The 23605-nt window shown below is 66.2% G+C and carries 21 protein-coding genes and 1 pseudogene; 8 read left to right on the top strand and 14 right to left on the bottom strand.

Annotated features, from left to right (window positions below; all coding sequences use genetic code 11):
* Positions 1 to 10 precede the first annotated feature (10 nt).
* The 5 genes from P6281_RS08315 to P6281_RS08335 all read right to left on the bottom strand — a co-directional run bounded on the left by P6281_RS08315 (position 11) and on the right by P6281_RS08335 (position 5044).
* Positions 11 to 835 carry a PaaI family thioesterase gene (locus P6281_RS08315; protein ID WP_163714717.1) on the bottom strand — a complete coding sequence of 275 codons (825 nt, stop codon included), beginning with the start codon at positions 833 to 835 and terminating at the stop codon, positions 11 to 13.
* Positions 832 to 1572, bottom strand: a complete 741-nt coding sequence (locus tag P6281_RS08320) for a FadR/GntR family transcriptional regulator (protein WP_324738722.1) — start codon at positions 1570 to 1572, stop codon at positions 832 to 834. Before P6281_RS08320 ends, P6281_RS08315 begins: the two co-directional genes overlap by 4 nt.
* A 109-nt stretch (positions 1573 to 1681) precedes the next feature.
* On the bottom strand, positions 1682 to 2824 hold the full coding sequence (locus P6281_RS08325; RefSeq protein WP_046185448.1) for an acyl-CoA dehydrogenase family protein: 1143 nt from the start codon (positions 2822 to 2824) through the stop codon (positions 1682 to 1684).
* 10 nt (positions 2825 to 2834) lie between these two features.
* Positions 2835 to 3842 (bottom strand): acyl-CoA dehydrogenase family protein, encoded by a 1008-nt coding sequence (locus P6281_RS08330; RefSeq protein ID WP_324738724.1) that lies wholly within the window; start codon positions 3840 to 3842, stop codon positions 2835 to 2837.
* Positions 3839 to 5044 carry an acyl-CoA dehydrogenase family protein gene (locus P6281_RS08335; RefSeq protein WP_046183644.1) on the bottom strand — a complete coding sequence of 402 codons (1206 nt, stop codon included), beginning with the start codon at positions 5042 to 5044 and terminating at the stop codon, positions 3839 to 3841. The genes P6281_RS08330 and P6281_RS08335 overlap by 4 nt, the downstream gene beginning before the upstream one ends.
* Positions 5045 to 5159: 115 nt before the next feature.
* Here P6281_RS08335 and P6281_RS08340 point away from each other — a divergent pair, with 115 nt between their 5' ends.
* Genes P6281_RS08340 through P6281_RS08355 form a run of 4 tightly spaced genes read left to right on the top strand, consistent with a single transcriptional unit; the run spans position 5160 to position 9612 of the window.
* Entirely contained in the window at positions 5160 to 6653 is a 1494-nt protein-coding gene (locus P6281_RS08340; RefSeq protein WP_046183645.1) for an aldehyde dehydrogenase family protein, read from the top strand.
* Positions 6650 to 7861, top strand: coding sequence for a CaiB/BaiF CoA transferase family protein (locus P6281_RS08345; RefSeq protein ID WP_046183646.1), 1212 nt, complete (start codon positions 6650 to 6652; stop codon positions 7859 to 7861). Before P6281_RS08340 ends, P6281_RS08345 begins: the two co-directional genes overlap by 4 nt.
* On the top strand, positions 7861 to 8820 hold the full coding sequence (locus tag P6281_RS08350) for a VOC family protein (RefSeq protein WP_324738725.1): 960 nt from the start codon (positions 7861 to 7863) through the stop codon (positions 8818 to 8820). Before P6281_RS08345 ends, P6281_RS08350 begins: the two co-directional genes overlap by 1 nt.
* A 15-nt stretch (positions 8821 to 8835) precedes the next feature.
* Positions 8836 to 9612, top strand: a complete 777-nt coding sequence (locus P6281_RS08355; RefSeq protein WP_317727807.1) for an SDR family NAD(P)-dependent oxidoreductase — start codon at positions 8836 to 8838, stop codon at positions 9610 to 9612.
* A gap of 8 nt (positions 9613 to 9620) precedes the next feature.
* On the opposite strand, the gene P6281_RS08360 is transcribed toward P6281_RS08355, so the two are convergent.
* The 7 genes and pseudogenes from P6281_RS08360 to P6281_RS08390 all read right to left on the bottom strand — a co-directional run bounded on the left by P6281_RS08360 (position 9621) and on the right by P6281_RS08390 (position 17980).
* A complete protein-coding gene (locus P6281_RS08360) occupies positions 9621 to 10532 on the bottom strand; it encodes an SDR family NAD(P)-dependent oxidoreductase (protein WP_163714731.1) in 912 nt (303 codons plus the stop codon).
* Positions 10533 to 10547: 15 nt separating this feature from the next.
* Positions 10548 to 11750, bottom strand: a complete 1203-nt coding sequence (locus P6281_RS08365; protein ID WP_324738726.1) for an acetyl-CoA hydrolase/transferase C-terminal domain-containing protein — start codon at positions 11748 to 11750, stop codon at positions 10548 to 10550.
* The gene (locus tag P6281_RS08370) at positions 11747 to 12883 is read right to left on the bottom strand and encodes an acyl-CoA dehydrogenase family protein (RefSeq protein WP_442757123.1); all 1137 of its coding nucleotides are present in this window, start codon (positions 12881 to 12883) and stop codon (positions 11747 to 11749) included. Before P6281_RS08370 ends, P6281_RS08365 begins: the two co-directional genes overlap by 4 nt.
* A 75-nt stretch (positions 12884 to 12958) precedes the next feature.
* Positions 12959 to 14065 (bottom strand): annotated as a pseudogene (locus P6281_RS08375) (acyl-CoA dehydrogenase family protein); the annotation flags it as partial.
* Positions 14062 to 15552, bottom strand: coding sequence for a class I adenylate-forming enzyme family protein (locus tag P6281_RS08380; protein ID WP_317727758.1), 1491 nt, complete (start codon positions 15550 to 15552; stop codon positions 14062 to 14064). The gene P6281_RS08380 and the pseudogene P6281_RS08375, both read right to left, overlap by 4 nt.
* A gap of 26 nt (positions 15553 to 15578) precedes the next feature.
* Positions 15579 to 16799 (bottom strand): cytochrome P450, encoded by a 1221-nt coding sequence (locus P6281_RS08385; RefSeq protein WP_317727757.1) that lies wholly within the window; start codon positions 16797 to 16799, stop codon positions 15579 to 15581.
* A 26-nt stretch (positions 16800 to 16825) separates the two neighbouring features.
* Positions 16826 to 17980 carry a thiolase family protein gene (locus P6281_RS08390; RefSeq protein ID WP_073875854.1) on the bottom strand — a complete coding sequence of 385 codons (1155 nt, stop codon included), beginning with the start codon at positions 17978 to 17980 and terminating at the stop codon, positions 16826 to 16828.
* Positions 17981 to 18153: 173 nt separating this feature from the next.
* Between P6281_RS08390 and P6281_RS08395 the strand changes: the two genes are divergently transcribed.
* Both P6281_RS08395 and P6281_RS08400 read left to right on the top strand, forming a co-directional pair.
* Complete coding sequence (locus P6281_RS08395) at positions 18154 to 19653, top strand: class I adenylate-forming enzyme family protein (RefSeq protein WP_317727756.1); 1500 nt, start codon at positions 18154 to 18156, stop codon at positions 19651 to 19653.
* 49 nt (positions 19654 to 19702) lie between these two features.
* Positions 19703 to 20005 (top strand): hypothetical protein, encoded by a 303-nt coding sequence (locus P6281_RS08400; RefSeq protein ID WP_317727755.1) that lies wholly within the window; start codon positions 19703 to 19705, stop codon positions 20003 to 20005.
* 66 nt (positions 20006 to 20071) lie between these two features.
* Here the strand turns inward: P6281_RS08400 and P6281_RS08405 are convergent, their stop codons facing one another.
* A complete protein-coding gene (locus P6281_RS08405) occupies positions 20072 to 21013 on the bottom strand; it encodes a class I SAM-dependent methyltransferase (protein WP_324738727.1) in 942 nt (313 codons plus the stop codon).
* 133 nt (positions 21014 to 21146) lie between these two features.
* A complete protein-coding gene (locus P6281_RS08410) occupies positions 21147 to 22376 on the bottom strand; it encodes an amidohydrolase family protein (RefSeq protein WP_324738728.1) in 1230 nt (409 codons plus the stop codon).
* A 148-nt stretch (positions 22377 to 22524) separates the two neighbouring features.
* Between P6281_RS08410 and P6281_RS08415 the strand changes: the two genes are divergently transcribed.
* Positions 22525 to 23145: a TetR/AcrR family transcriptional regulator gene (locus P6281_RS08415; RefSeq protein ID WP_324738729.1), complete on the top strand. Its 621-nt coding sequence runs from the start codon at positions 22525 to 22527 to the stop codon at positions 23143 to 23145.
* Positions 23142 to 23582 carry a pyridoxamine 5'-phosphate oxidase family protein gene (locus tag P6281_RS08420; protein WP_163714756.1) on the top strand — a complete coding sequence of 147 codons (441 nt, stop codon included), beginning with the start codon at positions 23142 to 23144 and terminating at the stop codon, positions 23580 to 23582. Before P6281_RS08415 ends, P6281_RS08420 begins: the two co-directional genes overlap by 4 nt.
* The last annotated feature ends 23 nt before the right edge of the window (positions 23583 to 23605 follow it).

Below are 23605 nucleotides of genomic sequence, written 5' to 3' on the forward strand. Positions count from 1 at the left end.
CGGGAATCAGTCAGCGGTAGGCGGTCACTCGCGCGGTGATCGCCACCTTGCCGTCGTCGCCGATGGCCTGCGCATCGCTCACACCGGTGTTGCGGCCTATCCGCATCGTGGTGCCCTCATAGCGGGATTCGGTGCCGGCGAAAAACGGACGAAGAAAATTCACTCGCAGCGAGCCGGTCTGCAGCAGACCGTCGGAGGGGTCCCGGTTTACCGCCGCCGAGGCCGCGAGCTCCAGGCCGGCGGCGGCGACACCCCCGTGCACGATATCGATGTCGTTGTTCAGGTTGCGGTCGACACGCTGCGCCAGCACCGTCGCCGGACCGTCCTGCGCAACGTGCACCGCCATCAGGTCGGCGAAAGAGGTCTCGCCCGACCGGCGCAGCGTCTCCGGCCGTTGCTGGGGGACGACGTCGCCGGCGTGGATGAAGAACGACCGCACTATGCCGGTGCCGATAACCATGCCGCGATAGGTCAGTGTGCAGATTCCCAGCGACGTGGCACCCAGTGGACCCGCCGAGTGCGCGCTGGCCAGCACCGTGCCGTCGAGGTCACCGACGTCGGGGCTGAGGTCCATCGACAGCTCGCTTGACACCGTCCACTGGCCCGGCCGTCTGCGGTAATGGTTGACGATCCCGGCAGCGGCGTCGACGAGGATCGCCAAGGGGCCCACAGTGGGAGCGCCGGTGTATGGATTGCGGAATCGGTGCATCGGCATCGACAGCACGGCGGTGGCCTTGGCCGGGTGTGATTCGACGTATTCGATACCGAACCGGACCTGAATCGAGTCGGGTGTCTCGAGATCGTGCTGGTTTACCTCTTCGTCGACGCCGGTCATTCGAGAAGGTCTACGACAGTGGACAATTCAGCCCCCGTCAGGACGAACTCCTCTGCCTTCTGCAGATGGCGCTTCCAGAGCTCGCCGGCCTTCTCGGCGTCGCCCTCCTTGATCATGTCCAGCACCATCCGGTGGGTTTTCGCCGAGCGGCGGACCGCCTGCTCGGCGCGCGTGCCCTTGGTGGGCTGCAGCGACCGGTTGGCCTTCTCGATGATGTGATGCAGCATGTCGCTGACGATTTGCAGGGTGCTGTTGCCGGACAACCGCGCGATTGCCGCGTGGAAGTCGGTGAGCTGATCGACGGCTTCGCTGCCGGGATTCAGCTGCGATTCGCGTTCGACGATCTGCTCGAGTTCGGCGATCACCTTGGGATTGCGGTCCTTGGCCAACTGCTCGACCATCGGAACCTCGAGCGTCACTCGTGCGTCGTAGACGTCCTTCACCGTGACGCCTTCGTATTCGAGGATCAAGCCGGCGTAGCGGGCGAGTGTTTCGCGCCGGGGGCGGGTGACGCGGGCCCCGCCGCGTACCCCGCGCTGAACCTGAATCAGCGACTCCGATTCGAGCACGCGGAACGCTTCCCGCAGTGTTGGCCGGGACACGCCGAAACGCTCCATCAGCTCCGATTCCGGCGGCAACATGGTGCCTTCGGTGATCTCGCCGCGGATGAACATCCGCCGCAGCACCGCGGCCACCCGATCGGCCATCTTCGGTTCTCGAAGACTGGTGACCTCCATTGCAACCTCCGCCGCTATGCGAATATGCGAATTAACTAACCATTTAGCAGGTTAGCCGAACTAGCCGGTTGAACCGGGAATTGGCGACGGTCAGTTAGCAACGTCACCCTTAATACCCCATCGCCCGTCCCATGAGGTCCTTCATGATCTCGGTGGTGCCCGCATAGAGCCGCTGCACCCGCGAGTCCCGCCAGAGCCTGGCCACTTCGTACTCGTTGATATAGCCGTAGCCGCCGTGCAGCTGCAGGCATCGGTCGATGATCTCCCACTGGACTTCGGAGGTCCACCATTTCAAGCCTGCGGCATCTTGATCGGACAATGTGCCGTCATTGACCGAGAGCACGCATTGATCGAGATAAGTTTGTGCGGCGTCGAGTTTGGTCTGCATTTCTGCGAGGAAGTGCCTATTGACCTGAAACTTACCGATTGGCTGCCCGAACGCGGTGCGCTCCGACGCGTAGGCCTTGGTCAGGTCGAGCGCACGGCGGGCGGCGGGCAGCGCGTAGCAGGCCACGCCGACCCGCTCGCTGGGCAGGTTGGAGACCAGATGATAGAAGCCGCGGTTGAGCTCTCCCACCAGGTTCTCCTTGGGCACCTTGACATCCTCGAAGAACAATTCGGCAGTGTCGGCGGAGTATTGGCCGATTTTGTCGAGCTTGCGGCCACGGGTGAAACCCTCCATCCCGTCCTCGATCATTAGCAGGCTGATGCCCTTGTGCCGCGCGGAAGGATCGGTCTTCACAGCCGTCAGCACCAGCTTGGACAGCAGCCCGTTGCTGATGAACGTCTTCTGGCCGTTGACCACCCAGTGGTCGCCCTCGTCGCGGGCGGTGGTCTTGATGCCGGCCAGGTCGGATCCGGCCGCGGGTTCGGACATCGCGATGGAACCGATGTACTCGCCGGCGACGAACTTGGGCAGCCAGCGTTCCTTCTGCTCCTCGGTGGTCAGATCATTGAGGTACGGCACCAGGATGTCGTTCTGCACGCCGAGGCCGATGCCGACCGAGCCGGTCAGGAACATTTCCTCGGAGATGATCTGGTTGAACCGGAAGTCCTTGACTCCGAGTCCGCCGTACTTTTCGTCGAACTCCCAACCGATCAATCCGTGTTCGCCCGCGGCCAGCCAGGCCTCGCGGCTCACCTTGCCGTCGCGTTCCCATTTCTCGACGTTCGGCACGCATTCGCGTTCGAAGAAGCTCCTGGCGGTGGCGCGGAACTCGTCGTGGATCTCGTCGAAGATGTTGCGGCGCATATGCTTCCTTCTACTCGGCCCACGTCACGACGGCGGGCAGCGCGCGGCCGGGTGCCCAGCCCTTGTCAGAGTCCTCGAAGAGCCGCTCGGCGAGCAGCCCTTCGAGCTGATCGTGCGACCCGCAGAGCGCGTCGACCTGGAATCCGCGAGTGACATAGCGGTGCAGGCCGTGCTCGGCGGTCAGTCCGATTGCCCCGCACACCTGCAGTGCCACGTCGCTGACGGCGCGGTGCGCCCGGCCCGCGGCGGCCTTGGCGGCCAGCGCCAACAGTTCGCCGCCGTCTCGCCATGACTCGCCTAGCAGCGCCCGCGCGCCCGCGAGCACCGCCGAGGCATCGGCCAGTGCATGCCGCGGCGATTGAAATGACCCGATCGGTGCGCCGAACTGGACGCGCACGCCGACGTGCTCGACCGCGATGCGCAGCGCCTGCTCGGCCAGTTCGACCAGTTCGGTGGCCAGACCCCGATGGGCCGCGGCGACGGCTTGCTTCCATTCGGTGGAGGCCTCGATTAGCGGGACGTCAAGTGATCCGCTCGCCCGGGTCCAGTGGGCCGACACATCAAAGGTGTCCAGCCGCTGTCCGTCGAGTCGCGCTGCGTCGACCACGCCTACCGACACCGTGCCCGTCGACCCGGACACCGGCACCACGATTCGACCCTCCAGCGGCCCCAGGACGATGCCTGAGACCCGGTCAGCATCGGAACCCGCCACACAACCGGTGGACAGGTCGGGCAGCAGCACGTGATCCGCGGGACCGTCGAGCACTGCGGCCAGTTCGGCCAACACGATGCGGTCCAAGCAGTCCGTCAGGGCCAGTGATCTGCCTTGCGCGCGGAACAACAGCTCACCCGCCTGTACGGGGTACTCGGCCTCGATCTCCGACCAGCCCAACTCGGCCAGCCGCCCACCGATTGCCAGGTGCTCACCGGCGTTCTTGCCCGCCAGCTCCTCGAAGAGGCGAAACACCGCCTCCTCGACCATCTGCCACGACTCGTCGGGCGCCGGCGCGTTCCTCATCGTTTCTCCTTGGGCAGCCCGAGCAGGTGGTCGGCGATGATGCCGCGCTGCACTTCGGCGGTGCCACCCATCACCGTGGCGGCCCGCGAGTACCACCACTCGGCCCGCGCGGTGTCCAGTTCCGCGCCGCCACGGCCCGTGCCGGCGATCAGGTGCTCTCGCTCGATTTCCAGGATGAGGTCGTTGACCTCCTTCTCGGCGCGGCCGAACAGCAGCTTGTCGATGCTGCTATCGGCACCGACCGCCTCGCCCGTGGCCAATCGGCGCACGGTGGTGGCGGTGCGTGCCTGGGCGGCCGCCACGTCGACATATACCCTGGCGAAGCGCTGGCGTTGCGCGTCGGTAGCGCCGGCGGTCACCATGTGCTCACGCAATCGACCCAATTCGGTGAGCACCTTGTTGAGCACCGCGTAGCCGTACATGCCGCGTTCGTACTGCATCAGATGCATCGCCACGGCCCAGCCGCCGCCGACGTCGCCGACGACCCGCTCACCGTCGACCCGGACGTCGTCGAAGAACACCTCGGCGAGTTCGCGGCGTCCGCTGGCCAGCGCGATCGGGCGAATGGTGACGCCCGGTGCGTCGGCGTCGACCATGATCATCGTCAGCCCGCGGTGTCGGCTCTCGGGTGTCCCGGTCCGCACCAACGCCAACAGGCGCGTGGCGGTGGGCCCTTGGCTGGTCCAGATCTTCTGGCCGTTGACGACGAACCCCCCGGCCCCGTCGTCGACCGCGCGGGTGCGCAGGCTGGCCAGGTCGCTGCCCGACTCGGGTTCTGAGAAACTTTGGCCCCACCACTCGACGCCGCTGAGGTAACCCGGCAGATACGCCGCGGCCAGACCGGGGGCGAACTTCAACAGAGCGGGGCCGAGCGTCTCCAGCGTCCAGTGTTGGGCCGGAATGGGCAGCATCGCGTGGCCGAGTTCCTCGTAGTACACCGCACGGTGAATCTCGTTGCCGCCCAACCCACCCGCGGCCTCCGGCCAGCCGTACCGGTTCCAGCCGTCGGCGTTCAGAGTGGCCATCACCGTGGCGTCGTGCGCAAGTCCGTCCTCGGCGCTGGTGAACGCGGCCGCGCGCCACTCGTCGGCTGTCTTCAAATCACGCAGGTAACGTCGGAAGTCCTCGCGGTACGCCGCGATGCCGGACAGGTATTCGGGGTGGCGACCGCTATGCAGGGCGCTATCGACAGGGGCGGACAACTGCTGCCCTTCCGTTGGTTCTCGCGTCTCGCCAGCCGGAGCTGAATCCGCTAAACAGTTATCTATAACAAGGTACACTAGCCCCACGCCGACAACTCTGCGAGAGGGAGCGCCAATGACGGCTTCACCGGTCGCCGCTACGACTGTCCAGTTCAATCCCGAGGCCAGGCTTTTTATCGACGGCCGGCTGCGGGATTCGTCGACCGGTAAGACCGTCGACAACATCAATCCGGCTAACGAAGAAGTGCTCGGGCTAGCCACCGACGCCAGCGCCGAAGACATGGAGGAGGCCATCGCCGCCGCCCGGCGTGCCTTCGACTCCACCGACTGGTCCACCAACCACGAGTTACGTCAACGCTGCCTGATGCAGTTGCACGACGCGCTGCAGGAGGAAGCCGAAGACATCCGCGCCGAGCTGATCGCCGAGGTCGGTGCGACGGTGGGGATGACCCACATCGCACAGATGGGATGGCCGCTGGCCGACGCCATCCGGTGGCCGGCCCAGCTGATCTCGACCTTCCAGTGGGAGCGGATGCTCGATCAGGACGCGAAGATGGGCGTGCCGTACAACCGCGTCGTGGTCAAGGAGCCGATGGGTGTCGTCGGCGCGATCACGCCGTGGAATTTCCCGTTCGAGATCATCAGCAACAAGGTGGGCCAGATCCTGGCCACCGGCAACACGATGGTGCTCAAGCCGGCCATGGAGACGCCGTGGAGCGCCCTGCGGTGGGGCCGGATCATCGCCGAGAAGACCGACATCCCGGCCGGCGTCGTCAACATCGTCCCGGCATCGGACAACGACATCGCCCAGGTGCTCGCCACCGACCCGCGGGTCGACATGGTGTCGTTCACCGGATCGACCGCGGTCGGCAAGCTCATCCAGCGGCTCTCGGCCGACACCATGAAGCGCAACATGCTCGAGCTCGGCGGCAAGTCGGCGTATCTGGTGCTCGACGACGCCGACATGAGCATGGCGCTGCCCGGCTGTATCGGCGCACTGATGCATTCCGGGCAGGGCTGTGCGCTGGCCACCCGGATGCTCGTCCCGCGTTCCCATTACGACCAGGCCGTCGAGGTCGCCTCCGCGACATTCGGCTCCCTGACCGTCGGCGACCCTGCGGATCCGAATACCTTCTGCGGGCCGCTGGTCTCGGCCAAGCAACAGGCCCGGGTGTTGAACTACATCGAGATAGCCAAGCGTGACGGAGGCCGCGTCACCGCCGGCGGCAAAGTCCCCGACGGCCTGGACCGCGGATACTTCGTGGCCCCGACCGTCGTTGCCGACGTCGCACCGGACCACACGATCTTCCAGGAGGAAGTGTTCGGGCCGGTGCTGTCCATCACGCCGTACGACGGGGGTGACGACGGCGCCGTCGAATTGGCCAACAACTCCACCTACGGCCTGGCCGGCGGCATCATGGGCTCCGACGAGCGCGCCATGGCCGTCGCCCGCCGCATCCGCACTGGCTCACTGATGATCAACAGCGGCATGTACTACGGCGCCGACGCCCCCTTCGGCGGCTACAAGATGAGCGGTATCGGCAGGCAGAACGGCATCGAGGGCTTCGAACAGCATCTACAGACCAAGACGATCGGATACCCCCTGTGAGCGACATCCTCAGCGGAATACGCGTCGTTGAGCTGGCGGCGTGGACATTCGTTCCGGCCGCCGGCGCCGTGCTCGCCGATTGGGGTGCCGACGTCATCAAAATCGAGCACCCCGAGACCGGTGACCCGCAGCGTGGCCTGATCAGCTCCGGGATCGTCACTGGCGCAGGGGGGGTGAATCACTTCATCGAGCAACCGAACCGCGGCAAGCGCAGCATCGGGCTGGACACCTCGACCCCGGACGGGCTCGAGCTGCTGATGAAGCTGCTCGAAACCGCCGACGTCTTTGTCACGAATCTGCTGCCGGATTCGCGCCAGCGGATGGGGATCGACGTCGAGCAGGTGCGGGCGCGCAACCCCAAGATCATCTATGCCCGCGGTCACGGCTACGGCACCCGTGGCGACCTCGCCTCGCAGGGCGGCTTCGACCTGGCCGCCTACTGGGCGCGCGGCGGCATCGGCGATGCCTATTCGGCCGGCGACGGCACCTACCCGCCGATTCAGCGACCGGCATTCGGCGACTCCTACGGCGGGCTGGCGATCGCGGGCGGAATCGCAGCGGCCCTGGTGAAGCGCGAGCGCACCGGCGAACCGTCGGTGGTCGACGTGTCGCTGCTCAACGCCGCGATCTGGCAGTTGGGTCCGGACATCGTCGGATCAGGCGTCACCGGTCAGGACATCCCGAAGTTCAACCTCGACGAGATGCCCAACCCGGTGGCCAGCATCTACAAGACCCGGGACAACCGGTTCATCGCCTTCGTGCTGCTGCAGGCCGACCGATTCTGGGCGGACTTCTGCACCCGGCTGGGCCGCACGGATCTGATCGAGGACGAGCGGTTCGCCAACGCGGTCGTGCGGTTCGGCAACCGTCAGGAGTGCATCGGCGAGTTGCGCAGCGCGTTCGAGTCCGAAGATCTCTCCCACTGGGAGAAGGCGTTTGCTGGTTTCGACGGGGTGTGGGACGTCATGCATACCGCTCACGAGGTGCACAGCGACCCGCAGGTGATCGCGAATGGGTATCTGCCAAGGGTCACCGATGCGAACGACAACGAGTTCGCGCTGGCGGCCAGCCCCGTGCAGTTCGACGAGGTCCCTCTGGACCTGACGTGTGCGCCGGGCCACGGTGAGCACACCGATGCGCTACTCGCTGAGCTCGGCTTCAGTGAGGAAGAAATCATCGAGTTCAAAATCAATTCGGTTGTGCTGTAGTGACTTCCGAGGAACTTGCGCGGCGGTTCCTGCACGTCAATCTCAACTGCGAATCGCTGGACGGTACCGAGGGGCTCTATGTCGGGCAGCTTGGACTGTCGGCGCGAATGCGCACCGATCCCAAAGTTCCGACCGACGGCAGCATCCTCGGCATCGATGGCGACGAAACATTCTGTGAGACATCGTTTCTCTATGATTCGCGAGGCGGCCGCGCCGGCTGCGCTTTGGAGGCCATCGAGTTTCACAGCCCGGCGCTGAAAGCCGACCCGAACAGTGACCCGACTCGTCCCGGCATTCGGTCGACGCTGCTGACAGTGGCCGATCTCGATGCAACCGTCAACGCGTTGCGTGAGGCCGGCATCACCGTGGGCGGGCCGGTCGACGGCCTGATCTCCGGCTCTAAGTCGGTTCTCGCGGTCGACCCCGACGGAGCGGTCATCGAGCTCACCGAAGCCCCGAGCGATAAGCCGGGGGCGGTGTTCGCCGGAATCCGCATCGCCGCCATCGACGCAGTGGCCACCGGAGAGTTCCTTGGCGCGATCGGTTTCACTCAGGTGCAGGCGCCGACTCAAGTCGAGGTGGCCGGCGACCAACTCACGCCTGGCGGGTCACCCGATGCCGTCAAATGCGCGGTGTCGCGCTACGCGCTTCCTGAGGACGCCCATCAGTTCAGCCTCACCGTTGTGGAACATCCCGACACCCGTGACGCGGACCCGGTGCCGTGGGGCGGGAACCATCAAGGGCTGTACCGCTGCGCGCTGCGGGTGGAAAACACCGAGGCGGCAATGGCGTTGGTACCGAATTCCGTTGAGGTCATGGGTGATGCGGTGTGGTGCCCGTTGCCGGGGACGAAGATCGAGGGGCTGTATATCTCCTTCCTGCGTTCGCCCGACGGGGTGGTATTCGAATTCGTCGAGCGGCCGCTGAAGCACTTCAGTCCGGCCGTGGAAAGGGGTTGAGCGTTGGACCTGGGAGTGCGCGGCAAGGGTTATGTCGTCGTCGGCGGGACGGCGGGTATGGGACTGGCGGCAGCACGGGCGCTGGCTCGCGAGGGTGCGTCGGTCGTCGTGGTCGGGCGCGACCCACAGCGGGGAAAGAACGCCGCGGAAGAAGTCGCCGCAGCGGGTGCGGCCTCGGCGCATGACCTGGTCTTCGACGTGAGTCAGCCCGGAGCGGCAGTGGCCGCGGTCGACGAGGCAATGCGGCTTCTCGGCAGGCTCGACGGCATCGCGGTCACTATGGGCACCGCCGGAATGATGCCGATCGACTCCGACGACGACGCCTGGGACACCGCGTTTCGCGACGTCTTGCTGGCCACCGTCCGCAGCGTGCAGGCGGCACTGCCGCACCTCGCGGTCAACGGCGGCGCGATCGTGACCACCGCCGCGTACTCGGCGCGCTCGCCGCACGAGCCCCGGCTGCCCTACGCCAGCCTCAAGGCGGCCGTTGCCACCTTCACCCGCGGCATCGCGCGCACCCACGGCAAATCGGGCATCCGGGCGAACAGCGTAGCCCCCGGCGCCGTGGAAACCGATGCGCTGCATGCCGTCCGGGGGTACGTCGCCGAAAGCAAGGGCTATCCCTACGACGAGGCCCTCGAGCGGGCACTGGTGGAGGATTTCGGGTTCGACGCCGCGCTCGGGCGCCCCGGACAGCCCGATGAGATCGGCGCGCTGATCGCCTTCCTGCTGTCGGACATCTGCGCGTTCGTCACCGGCCAGACCATCTACGCCGACGGTGGCGCGCCCTAGTAACGAACTCAGGCCGTCGGCAGCGGCCCGGCCAGCCCGCGGGGTGAAGTGCCGTAGAGCCAGCTGACGGCCTGTCCGATCTCCGAAAAGGTCAGGGAAGAACCGTCTTTGGCGTGGTAGGCGCCAGGAGCCTCGGTGAAGCCCTCGATGCGGGTGAGCTTGTCGCCGTTGATGCGCAGGATCTGCCCGGTGAGCCACGACGACTGCGCAGATTGCAGCCAGGCCACCACAGCGGAGCTGCGGGCGGGATCCAGCGCGGGATCGTCAGCCCGGGCGCCGAAGACATCGGCGGTCATTCGCGACATCGCCAGTGGCGAGATCGCGTTGACCGCAACACCGTAACGCTGTGCCTCCATCGCGGTGACGAGCGTCAGGTTGGCGATCGCGGCCTTGGCCGCGCCGTAAGCGCTCTGCCCGACGTTGCCCCACAAGCCCGCGCCGGACACCGTATTGACGATGTGCGCGTCAATCGGGTTGCCTGCCTTGAACTGAGCACGCCAGTATTCGCAGGCATGTCGGGTGACGGCGAAGGTACCTTTGAGATGTACGGCGATGACGGCGTCCCAATCGGCCTCGCTGGAGGCGGCCACCATGGAATCCCGCAGGATGCCCGCGTTGTTCACCACTCCGGTCAGGCAACCGAAAGTGTCGATGGCGGTGGAGATCATGTCAGCGACGTCGTCCCACGCCGACACCGAACCCGTGTGCGCGACGGCCTTGCCGCCGGACGCCTCGATCTCGGCGACGACGTCCGCCGCGGGACCTTCCTCGTCGCTGCTTGAGCCATCCCTGCCGACACCTGGATCGTTCACAACGACGGCCGCACCCTGCTTGGCCAACTCGAGGCAGTGGCCGCGGCCGATACCCCGTCCACCTCCGGTGACCAGGACGACCTTACCGGTCAGCGGACCTTCAGGCATTGCGCGTTATCTCCTTCATTTCGTGAATAATTCGGTGATGAGTTGCCGGCGTTGCGACCAGTCTGCCGCGCGCAGGTCGACGTGTCCGGCCTCGGTGACGATCAGGTCGACGTCGTGGGCGGGGGTGGAGGTGGGCCTGCTGAGCTGCTCGACCAGGGGTGATCGCCCGTTCACCCGCGTCGGAACGGCGATGATCGACAGTCCGCCGCTACTCACTCGGGCGGCGGCGCAATAGTCGGGATGTCCGCCGATTCCACCAACCACCTTGTCGCGCACGCCTTCGACATTGACCTGCCCGTATTGATCGATCTCGATGGCGGTGTTCACCGCGACCAGCGGTGCACCGCGCGACAGCCGGGTGAGGTCGTGGGTGTAGTCGAGTCCGCGCAGGATCCGGCGTCCATCGGCCCAGTCGTAGAGCACGTCGCTGCCCAGGAGATACGTCGCGGAGGGTGTACCCGCCAGCAGGCCGCGCTTGTCGAGGTCGACGACGGCGTCGGTGAGTAACCCGGTGTCGATATGCAACGGCACCTGTGCCCGGCGTAGCAGTGCGGTGCCGAGCTGGCCTGGCCCGTACTGTATCCGGGCATCTTCGGGGAGCAACTTCAGTACTGCGTCCGCGAGCTTGTCGTGTATCGGCTCGGGGTCGCGCTGCGGTACTCGCAGCGGTCCGGTCGCGACCGTGCCGATCACCTCGACACTCGACGGATCGAGTGCAGGCCCGGCAGCCGCTGCGGGCGCCGAGGTGTCGATGATCGCGAGAGTCCTTGTCCCGCTGTCGGTTACCGCGCGCTGCCAGGACACCTCGCTGCTGAAGTGCAGCAAGCCATCCCGGCGGACCAGTCGGGTGAGCAGCACGTCGGGCCGCAGCACATCGGCCAGCAGGGCGGGAATCGCCGCCAGCCGCGTCGGCAGGAACCGCGCCTTCGGGCTGCGCAGCACCTCACGCACACCCCACCCGGGCATCAACGCAACCACCTCACCGAACGCGTCTGCGTCGAGGCCGTCGATCGGGGCGGGCAGCCAGCCCAGTACCAGCCGCACCGAGCCGACCTCCCTGGCCGCGGCGCTCAGCGCCGCGCCAACCGACCCGCCGTCGTCGAGGCAGCCCAGCGCGCCAACTCCGTCGCCGACGGCAACCGTCGCTCCGGGGCGCAGCGCGCCGCGCAGCGCGGCAGTGAAGCCGGCCCTGCTCAAAGGGGTCAAACTGGTTGTCATCGCGGTTCTTTGGGAAGGCCGAGTACCCGCTCACCGAGGATGTTGCGCTGAATCTCGCTGGTACCGCCCAGAATGGTCTGCGCCCGCCCGACCAGCATGTGATGCACCAGCCCGTCGTCGGCCGGGTCGACGCAGGCGTCGATGCCCAGCACCTCAGTGGTCATATCACCCAGGTCCTGATCGGTTTCCGAGGTCATAAGCTTGAGTACCGAGAAAGCCGGCGACGTGAGGTCGCCGGTGTCGATGGCGCGCTGCCAGGTGTAGCGCAGCAGCCACATCCGGGCCCACAATCGGGTCATCGACCTCGAGAGCACCGGGTCGAGCAGGTCGCGGTCACGGGCAGCGTCGACCATGCGTTCGTGTAGGCGGAACATCGAGACCGCTTGCGAACCCAATGTCAGGCGCTCACGCCCCAGCGTCACCATCGCCACGGTCCAGCCCTGACCGACGTCACCGATCAGGGCGTCGTCGTCGAGTTCCGCGCCGTCGAAGAAGACTTCGTTGAACTTGCTCTCACCGTCCATCTGCGTCAGCGGACGGACCGTGACCCCCGGGATGTCCATGGGCACAACGAACATCGACAAGTCACGGTGCTTGTCTGGACCTGTGCGAGCGAGCAGTAGCCCGAATCGGGCCGAGGCGGCCGCCGAACTCCACACCTTCTGGCCATCGATCCGCCAACCGGTCGTGGTGCGTTCGGCTCGGGTGCGAACGCCGGCGAGGTCTGATCCTGCACCGGGTTCGGAGAACAACTGACACCAGACGTCGTCGCCCAACCGGATCGGCTCGAGGTAGCGGCCCTTCTGTTCCTGGCTGCCGAACTTGATCAGCACCGGACCGACCAGGTCGGCGCCGGTGATGTTGAGCTGGCGGGGCACGCCGGCGCGTGCGCACTCCTCGGCGAACACAGCCTGATAGGCCACCGTCGCTGCGGCACCGCCGAACTCGCGCGGCCAGTGCAGACATGCGTAGCCGTGGTCGGCGAGGTAGCGGTGCCAGATCCGTCCGGGCCCAACATCATCCGCGGTGGGCGTGGGCCCGTAGTTCCGCAGACCGGCCGGCCTCGGTGCGCTGTGCAGAAACGAGCGGATCTCCGCGCGTAGGGCGTCGACATCGTTGAGCTCTTTCGTCACTTCTGGCGAATCCGGCAGCTGAGTCGACGGGTCCAGCGTCGATAAACGGTCCCAGTGCTGGCCCGGGGTGCCGAGTATCACCTCGTCCGTGCGGGCGCGCCGGAAGTACAGGTGTGCGGAATCCTCCCAGGTAAAGCCGATGCCGCCGTGAATCTGGACGTTTGCCTTAGTCGCGTTGCGCAGCGCCTCTGAGCAGACCGCCTTCGCCATGCTCGCCCGCCAGCCCGCTTCGCCGGCGGCCGCGGAGTCCGGATCGTCGAGAGCTTCCAGGGCCGCCTGTGAGGCCGAGCGCGCCCACTCGAGATCGACCAGCATGTCGGCGCACTTGTGCTTGATGGCCTGAAAGCTGCCGATCTGCCGTCCGAACTGCTCACGCGTGCGGGCATAGTCGGTGGCGATCTCGAGCACCCGCTCGCAGGCGCCGACCTGTTCCGCCGACAACACCGCCAGCGCAATGTCGACGTTGCGGTCGACGACGTCGCCAAGGGGTGCGTCGCCGGACAGCCGCAGTGCCGGCGCCGAGCTCAGCGTGATGGTGGCCATCGGCCTGGTGCGGTCGAGCACGCGTTCGGCCTTCGCGACGACGCTGTCGATCGTCGGGTCGAGCAGGAACACCGCCGGCTCGCCATCTTCGTCGATGGCGACCACGACGAGGTCGTCGGCAACGGAGCCGCCCAGCACGTGGCGCACCGTGCCGTCGAGGTTCCAATCATCCCCGGCACGGGTGGCGCTCAGCGTCACCGCGGACCGTCGCCACAACCCGCCGTCGCCGGTAAGGGCGGCGGCGGCGGTGCGGCGACCTTCGATGAGCCCGGTGAGTCGCTTGTCGGCATCCGGGTCGCGCTCGGTCAGGTCGAGCAGCAGGCCGGTGGCCAGCACCGTGGAGCTGACGAAGGGCACCGGGGCCAGCGCGCGGCCGAGCTCGTGAGCGACCACGCCCAGCGCTGACGCGCCGTAACCGGCGCCGCCCAGGTGTTCGGGCAGTGCTATGGCGGCTATCCCCACCTGGTTGCACAGCACGTCCCACAGCACCGTGTCGAAGCCGGAATGTCCGGCTCCGCCGCCGCGGTCGCCCTCGCCGTATGCGACGGCGCGCACTCGGTCCTCGGATGCCAGTCGCTCACAGGCGGAGCGCACCGACTGCGCGAGTTCCTGACGTTCGTCAGCGGACAACGCCGTCATCGGGTTCCTCCTGCGATCTGCCGGGCCAGCTCGGACTTGGCGACCTTGCCGAGCCCCGTCAGCGGGAACTCGTCGACGAGGACGAGCCGCTCGGGCCACTTCTGCTTCATCAGCCCGCGTTCGTCGAGGAATGCGCAGAGCTCGTCGAGGGTGACGTCGCGATGGCGTGGCGAACGACGCACGACCGCGCACACGAGCTCGCCGCGCAGTTCGTCGGGCTGGCCGAGAACGGCGATTTCGTCGACCAGAGGGTGGGCCAGCAGTTCGTTCTCGATCTCGTCAGGGGCGACGTTCTCGCCCTTGCGAATGATCAAATCCTTGGTGCGACCGGTGACCACGATGCGGCCGTCCGGGCGAAGGTGTCCCCGGTCGCCGCTGCGGAACCACCCGTCCGCGGTGAGCGCGTCGGCCCACTGGTCGTACTGCAGATATCCCGGTGTCAGGTTGTCGCCGCGCAGCTCGATCTCGCCGCTCGCTGCGATCCGCACCTGTGATCCAGGGATGGGTCGGCCGGCACTGTTGGCCAGTTGTTCGTCGGTGTCGGTGGCCTCGCTGACGCAGATCATCGGCGCCTCGGTCATTCCGTAGGCATGCACGACCGGAACGCATAGGTGCTCACGCACCTGTCTGTGCACCTCGGGCGGACACGCGGCACCCCCGCCGATCAGCATCCGCAGCGACGGCATCAGCAATTCGCTTGTCGGCGCGGCCATTTGGGCCGCCAGCAGCATCTGGTAGAAGGCGGTGCTCGCTCCGGTCACCGTCACCTGGCGTTCGGCGAGCACCCGGGGCAGGTCGGCTGCGGAAACCTTAGGGATGAGCACCACCGGAAAGTCGCCGAACAGAGCGGTGGCGAGGTAGACCATGCCGCCGATGTGGGCGATGGGGAATGCGATGGTGCCGACTTCCCGCGGATGACTGCCCACACCAAGATGCGCGACATAACCGCGGGCCGCGCTGAGCAAGGTGGCGTCGGAGTGACGCACGGCTTTCGGGCGCCCGGTGGTGCCCGACGTGAAGTACACCCAGCGCGGCTCCGCTGCGGAGTGGAGCGCTTCGTACTCGGCGCTTGTGACCGGCGACGTCTGGAGTCGGCGGACAAGGTCGGCAGGCACCGTGATTGTCGGTAGCCCTGGTGCGGCATTGGCGGCCGTCGACTCATCAACCAGCAGGATGTCAGCGCGCGCGACGTCGACCGCCGCGCACACCTCGCGGCACCGATAGAGGTGCAACACCGGGGCCTGCACAACGGGCATGCGGGCCAGCGCCAGCATCACCACCGCCGCGTTGACGTGTGAGGGTAGCTGCCAGGCGACCGTCATGCCGGGACGTACACCGGCATCTGTCAGCCATCCCGCGGCAGCCGAAGCCAGTCCGGCGACCTGCGACACGGTGAGTGTCTCGCCGTCGACGTCGCGCAGCAGCGGGCGATCCGGCCGGCCGGCGGCGCACTCGTCCAGCAGCCCGGCGATGGTGCCAGCCGTCACCGCGTTCCTCCCGTCCCGGCCGGCCGTCAGCCCACCCGCGGCCCGGGCGTGAAACTGACCGGCAGTTCGCGCACGGCGTACACCTCGCCCGCGTCCTCGAACAGTTTCGCCTCACCGGCCAGCTCGAAGTCGGGTAGCCGCTTGAGCACCTGGGTGATCATCACGTCGAACATCAGCTTGGCATAGTGCGACCCAAGGCAGCGGTGCATGCCCACACCGAAAGCCATGTGCTTCTTGGCATTTGGGCGATCGAGGTCGAGTTCGTCGGGGTTCTCGAACATTGCGGGGTCACGGTTCGCCGCAGCCCACATCAGGATCGCCCGGTCGCCCTGGCACAGGTGTTGGCCGTGAAAGTCGGCGTCGCGCGAGACAGTGCGCGCCAGGCCGAGCGTCGGCGTGTACAGGCGCAGCAGCTCATCGGTGGACTTCTTCACCAGGCTCGGATCGGCGGTGAACTTGGCGCGCAGCTCGGCGTCCTTGCACAGCCGCAACAGCACATTGGCGGTGAAGCCACTGGTGGTGTCCATACCACCGAGCATCATCAGCACGGTGTACATGGTGATCTGGCCATCGTCGAGCGGTCCGCCGTTCAGCGTCCCGCGCAGGATGTCGCTGAACAGGTCATCGCCGAGTCCCTCGGCCCGACGCTGCTCCATGTGCTTGACGATCTCGCCGAACATCTCCATCCCCGCGATTCCGGCCTTCTCCGGGTCATGGGCACGGTCGTGCACGGTGGTGTGCACCCAGCCGACCCAGTCCATGAACCGCGACTCGTCGAAGTTCAACAGCCGCAAGATCAACCGCGCCGGCAGCGGCGTCGTGAGCTCGCCGACGAGGTCGCACTCACCCCGCTCGATGAAGGCATCGATCGCCTCATTGGTCATCTCGATGGCGGACTCACGAAACCGTTCCGCCGAACCCGGGGAGAATCGCTTGAGGGTGACCTCGCGCAACTCCTGCGTCTCGGGAGGATCCGACTCGATCGGCAGGATCGGCAATGGCAGCTCACTGGCGGGCACACCGACCGAGGGAAAAGAGTTGAACAGGTCGTCGTCGCGGGCCGCTTCGAAGACCGATGCGTAGTCGACCAACGCCCAGAAGCCTTCGTAGTGCTCGGAATATGCTACTGGACAGCCTGATTCGCGCATCTGACGGAACCGGCCGTAGGGGTCATCGCGAAACTCGGGTGAGTGGTGGTCGAGGTCGACCTCGGCGCGCGGGCGCGATTCCGCCTGGGTGTCGGTCATCGGCAGTACTCCCTTCGGGATGGCGGTTACTTGGACAAGATGGCGACGGCTGCGGTTCCGGGGGCCCCATACAGCTGGGCCAGCCCGACCTGCGGATCGTTCGGCACCTGACGGTCACCGGCGATACCGCGCAACTGCTGGACGAGCTCGTAGACCTGGCGAAGGCCGGACGCGCCGACCGGTTCGCCGTTAGCCAGCAGGCCGCCGTCGGTGTTGATAGGCAGCCGTCCGCCGATCTTGGTGGCGCCGTCAGCGAGCAGCGCCTCCTGTTCGCCGTCCTTGCACAGCCCCGTCTCGGCCATGTGGATGATCTCGGAACCCGAGTCGGTGTCCTGCAATTGCGCGACGTCGACGTCCTCGGGGCCTATCCCGGCCAACTCGTAGGCGGCGCGGGCGGCCTCCGCGGTGGTGCCGGGCACGATCGGCAGCTCGATCGACGTACGCAGCAGTTCGTAGGCGCCTTCGCGGCGGCTGCGCAGCGCGGTCGAGCGCAGGTAGATCGGGGTATCGGTGTACTGCTTGGCTTTATCTGCCCGGCACACCACGACGGCGGCAGCGCCTTCGTTCGGGTTGCAGTACATGTATTGACGCAGCGGTGCGTTCACGACCGGAGAGCTCAGGATCGCGTCGACGCTCATCGGCTTGCGGCGCCATGCGTGCGGCGCCAGCGCTCCGTTGTCGAAGTTCTTGGCGGCAACGCGGGCCAGGGTTTCCTCGGTGATGCCGTGATCGTGCATGTAGCGCATGATCTTGGTGCCGAAGTAATGCGTGGTCAGGAACATGCCCTGATCGCCGTACCACTGCGGCAACCCCGATACCGACGGGTCGGCGCCGAACGCGCCGCGCGGGTGCTTGTCCAGCCCGACGCCGACCGCAATGTCGGCTTCGCCGAGTTGGACGTCTCGCGCGGCCAGGGTCAACAGCGAGTTACCGGTCGCGCAGCCGCTCAACGTGGCTCGCGCCGGCAGGCCGGTCATCCCGGCCAACCCCGTCACCGCCTCGGGATTGGCCACCTCGAGGCTGCCCGCATACAGGCTGCCCACGTCGGACCACGCCACCCCGGCATCGCGCAGTGCCCTGCTGATCGCCACGGCGCCCATCTCCAGCGCCGACCGGTCCTCGTACCGCCCGAACGGGTGAAGTCCAACGCCGATGATGGCGATGTCGGGCGTGCTGCTCATCGTGTTCCTTCCGGCAGGCGTCACTGTCGAACCAGCCGTCGACGGGAGCGCGCGTTGACTCAGATACCACTAAGCCTATAACTATATATCTGATTAGTCGGTGCGGGTCTAGAATCGGATCACTGCGCACTAACGGCGTTAGGGCATCAACTCGCAGGTGAGGGCTGAGGGCGTTGAGTATTTCTTTGCTGCTGGAGATGGCGGCGTCGGGTGATCCCGACCGGGTTGCCGTGGTGGACGGCGACATTCGATTGACCACCGCCGACCTCAGCGAACTCGCCGACGGCGGTGCAGGGGTTATCGTCGCATCTGGGGCATCCCATGTCGCTTACGTCGGCACCGGCGGAGTACTACTCCCGCTGTTGTTGTTCTCTTCGGCGCGCGCGAACACGGCGTTCACGCCACTGAATTATCGGCTGAGTCCAGAGGCGCTGCGCGAACTCATCGATCGGCTGCCCTCACCGTTGGTCGTGGTTGACGCCGAGTACCGCGAGATCGTGGCCGGTTTCGGGCAGCAGCTGATGACGTCCGACGAGTTCATCGAGTCCGCACGATCCACCGAGCCCGTCTCGGTCTTCGCCGACCCCGACGACGTGGCGGTCGTGTTGTTCACCTCTGGTACCACGTCGCGGCCCAAAGCAGTTGAGCTGACTCACAACAACCTGACCAGTTATGTCACCGGCACTGTCGAATTCGGTTCCGCCGATCCCGCCGATGCGGCGCTGGTATGCGTCCCGCCTTATCACATCGCGGGGGTCGGGGCCGCGTTGTCAAACCTGTATGCCGGACGGGCGATCGTGTACCTGCGCCGGTTCGATCCGCACGAATGGGTTCGACTGGTCCGCGACGAGCGGGTCACCACCGCAACGGTGGTGCCGACCATGCTGTCCCGCATTGTGGCGGTCCTCGAGGAGCAGTCTGCCGAGCTTCCGACGCTGCGCAACTTCGCGTACGGCGGATCGAAGGTGGCGCGACCCCTGGTCCGAAGGGCGCTCGACCTGCTACCGCAGGTCGGCTTCGTCAACGCCTACGGGCTGACCGAGACCAGTTCGACCATTGCGGTGCTCACACCCGACGACCATCGCCTGGCCCACGAGGCGCGAGACGACGCCGTCGCCCGTCGACTGACTTCGGTCGGTCGACCGGTCCCCGGCATCGAGGTGCAGATTCGAGCGGGGGACGGCACCGTGCTAGGGCCGGGCGAGACGGGTGAGCTGTTCGTGCGCGGCCCCCAGGTGTCGGGCCGTTACACCGAGATCGGTTCGGTGCTCGATGACCACGGCTGGTTCCCGACCAGGGACGTCGCGATGCTGGACGAGGATGGCTACCTGTTCATCGGAGGGCGGTCCGACGACACCATCATCCGGGGCGGCGAGAATATCGCCCCGTCGGAGGTCGAGGACGTGCTGATTGAGCACCCCGACGTCCGGGAGGTCGTCGTCGTCGGGCTGGATGACGCCGAGTGGGGGCAGGCCATCGTAGCGGTGATCGTGCCCGAGGCGGGTGCCGCGCCGGCACCCGAGCAGTTGCGCGAGTTCGCCCGCAACAAGCTGCGCGGGTCCCGCACGCCGGACCGCATCGTGTTCCGGGATGAGCTGCCGACCACGCCGACCGGCAAGGTGCTGCGCCGGGAGATCCTCGAAGACCTCAAGCCGGCGGCAGCCGAGCACTGAATCCGTCTCCCAGACAACAACTCTCCCAGACAACAACAAGGAGTCCGACATGATCAAGAACGGCACGCGCCTGCGGAGCCAGGTGTGTGATACCCAGGTGATCGTGGTCAAAGCCGCTGAAAGCCTCGACGATCTGCATTGCGGAGGCCGGCCGATGCTGCCACTGGACGCCGAGCGGCCCGCCGACGCCACGCTCGACCCGGCCTTCGCCGACGGCACCACGATGGGCAAGCGCTACGTCGACGACGGCGACGCCGAGGTGCTGGTCACCAAGGCCGGCGCCGGTTCACTCAGCGTCGGGGGAAAGCCGTTGGCGCTCAAGGAAGCCAAGCCGCTGCCTGCCAGCGACTGACAGCGAATGGGGAGTGGCCGCTGTCTCGAGGCCAGGCCGTTTAGCATATCGGGCGGGTCGTTGGGGTCAGCGCAGCCGGCCTTCGACGAACACGCTTTCCGGGACGGCGGCATCGAGGGCCGCCGGGACGGCTCGGTTGCTTGCGGCCATCAGATCCTCTGCGCTCGTCGCAGCGGTGACAGTCCAGCCATGCGCTTGCAGCCAGTCGACGACCTCGGTTCGCTCTTCTTCATAGAGCAGGTTGCCAGACTCGGTGATGTCTTTGCCGCCCAGCTTGATTGCGGCCTGTCGGTAGCGTTCCGTTTGCTCCTCGCGGCGCGCGGAACTCTCTGGGCTGAAGAACTCGTTGGTGAACGCTTCGACCGCGACACGGCTCCCAGGAGCGCTGAGCGACTGGATTCGATCGAACAACAGGTCCTGGGCATCGGCTGTTAGATAAGGCAACAGCCCTTCCGCCGACCACGCCGTCGGGGCCGACGCGTCAAACCCAGCCTGCACCAGTGCCTTCGGCCAATCCAGACGGAGGTCGATGCCGACGCTGACATGAGAAGCGATCGAGTCGACCGCATGCGAATTCAAGGTGCCGGTCTTGAATTCCAGCACCTTCGGCTGATCGATCTCGTAGACCACACACCCTGCGGGCCAGGCGAGTCGCCAGGCGCGTGAGTCCAGACCGGCCGCCAGGATCACGATCTGCCGGATGCCTTCGCCGGCCGCCGCCAGAAAGTAGTCGTCGAAGAACTTCGTCCGGCACGCCGTATAGCCCAGCATCGCCTGCATCCGGTCCTCGAATTGTGGATCGGCACCGACCAATTCGGCCGGTAACTCATCGTCCAGATAAACCCGCCAGATGCCGTCGCCGGCAGCTTCGAGGAACAGTTTTGCGTAGGGATCGCTGATCAGCGGATCGGCGCTGTTGGTCTCCGCGGCCCGCCCGCCGGCAACCCCTAACGCGGTAGCGCCGACGCTCTCATTGATGTCCCACGTGTCATTATCGGTTCTGGCCATCACGGTCCCTTTCGTGGCTCTCGGCGAAACGAGCTATTCCGAGCCTACCCGAAAAGTTAGCCGTGCTTACTAAATGCCTGTTTGCGCTGCGTGTGGCCTCCTGCGCTATTGGCTGCTGTGGACTGTCGGTGACTCAGGCATTCGCCAATTGCGGGGGCTTGACGGCCTCCGGGTCGGGGTTGGCGATCGGCAGCCCCATGAAGCGACGGGCGTTGTCACCCATGAAGTCATAGGTGCGACGCTCGTCCATACCCTCGGCGTACTGCCAATAGCGCTTTGGCTCCGCCAAGCCTTCGGGATGCGGCCAATCCGAGCCGAACATCACCTTGTCCCATCCGACGGTCTGTACGACGTCGGCCACGGAACCCTCCCAGAACGGGCTGACCCAGATGTTGCGTCGGAACACGTCGTGCGGATGCTCGGGGAAGTTCTGCGGCATCTTGCCGTATGTCGATTGCAGGTCGTCGAACAGCGGCTTGATCCATGCGCTGCCGTTCTCCACGCTGGCGATGCGCAGCTTCGGGAACCGGGTCAACGTGCCGTGGCAGATCAGGCTGGTCAACATGTCGGCGATCTCGCGGTGGCCCAGCGCCGTCCACTTGAATGCCGACATCTCGAACGCGCTACTGGTCGACGGCGGCTCCCACCTGTCGATGTACTCCTGCAGCGGAGGTTGGCTGGCGTGCAACACGATTGGCAGCCCCGCGTCCTCGACGTCGCGCCAGAACGGGTCGAACTCGGGAAGCGCGGGGGAGCGCCACCCCTTGTAGCCATTCACCGGCGCCGGCTTGATCAGCGCGACCTTGGCGCCGTTGTCGAGGATGTACTCGAGCTCGCGCCGGGCCTCGTCGACGATGCCGAGGTTGAGCACCGGGGTCGAATAGATCCGATTGGCGTGGCTGAAGCCCCAGTGCTCCAGCATCCACTGGTTGAGGGCATGGATGATCGCTACCGTCAGGTCGGGATCCTCGGCCGCCGAATGCTCGACCAGATTGGCCAGCGTGGGGTAGTTCAGGCACGCGTCGACGCCCTGGCGGTCGAGTTCGGCGATCCGGTCTTCGGGGTTGCGCGCGCCCGGCGGGGTGTCGATGCCACGACCGGACATCTCTCGCATCGACAGGCCCTCGGGGTTTTGGCCCGAGTAGAACTTCTCGTGCGCGCCGGGGGCTGCGACCCGTTCGAACGTCGGGTTCGGCATGTAGTCGGTGATCTTGTTCAGGATCGCGATGCGGGTGTGCCTGCCGATCTGGACGAACTGCACCTTGGACTGGAACTCCTCCGGCAGATATTTCGTCAGCGCATCGGGGGTCTCATACATGTGCTGATCGGCATCGAAGATCGGTGCGTCGGTGAACTGCGTCATCGTGGTGCCTCTCGCTACTCGACTTTTGGGCTTGGCTATGAGCTTCGCCGAACTTGACACTTGTGTCAAGTTCGGATGATTCCATGCCATGATTTGTCGAATAGGTGTATTGATTGCAGTTGACGACACTGTCATATAAGGTCGCCGCATGACGGTGACCTCGGCTTCGGCCACCGAACGGGAATCGGACCCCACCCGCGGTGAGCGCACCCGCGCGGCGATCCTGAACGCCAGTCGCCGCCTGTTTCTGGAACGCGGCTACGCGGGCACGCCGGTCAATGCGATCACTGAGGCGTGTGGCATCTCTCGGGCCGGCTTCTACACCTACTTCAAAGACAAGCGCGAGATCTTCAACGTCCTCGGCAAAAACGCCTACCGCGAAGCCCTGGCCGTCATCGCGGAATGGGCCGAGGCCGACGCAGCGTTCGGCCCAGCCGACATCCGGGCCTGGGTCGGTCATTACTTCGACTACATGGATCACCACGGCGCGTTCGTACTCGCTTCGGCGCAGTCGGCGCCCGACGACGACGATTTCCGAAACTCCCGCAACCGCATGGTGACTCGGGCGTCGTGGAAGCTTGGCCAGGCGATTGCCGGAAACGGCACACACTCGCCAGACGTCATCGGCGTCGCGGTGATGGGGCTGCTGGACCGCGCCTGGCACACGGTGCACCGGCAGACCGTGGCCGTCGACCGCGACGAGATGATCGCGGTGGTCGCGGAGATGGTCGTCGCGATGGCGGTTACGTCCGGGCCGCTCGCGTCGTGACCCCGCTGTCGCTCGACGCGCCGGACGTCATCGAGCTCATCCGTGCCAACCACCGCGTGTTTCTCTTCTGCCGCGACGGCGCCGGACGGCCGATCGGCTACGCCATGCGTTCGGTCGCCTATCGCTCCGCCACCCGCTGCCTCTACTTCGCCACCTACGCCAAAAGCGCCAAGGTCCAACACCTGCGCTCGGCTCCCGAGGTCGCCTGCTTAGTCGGCGACGACGAGGGTTGGGTCTCTGTTTGTGGTCATGCGTCCGTCTACCAACCGTCCGCAGCCGAGGTCGACGAACTCATCGGCGAAAGCTCACCGGATCAACGCGTGCCGGAGGCGGTCGTGACGAACGTCCGCGACCGCCTCCTCAGCGGCAAGCGGTGCTTCATCGGCCTGACGCTCAACCAGATCCGCGCCGCAGATCTCCCCGATCGACGTGCCTAATCCGCGCAGCTCCGGCCCGATTG

The sequence above is a fragment of the Mycobacterium sp. 5-140-3-2 genome (assembly GCF_035666375.1).
GTDB classification, from domain to species: domain Bacteria; phylum Actinomycetota; class Actinomycetes; order Mycobacteriales; family Mycobacteriaceae; genus Mycobacterium; species Mycobacterium intracellulare.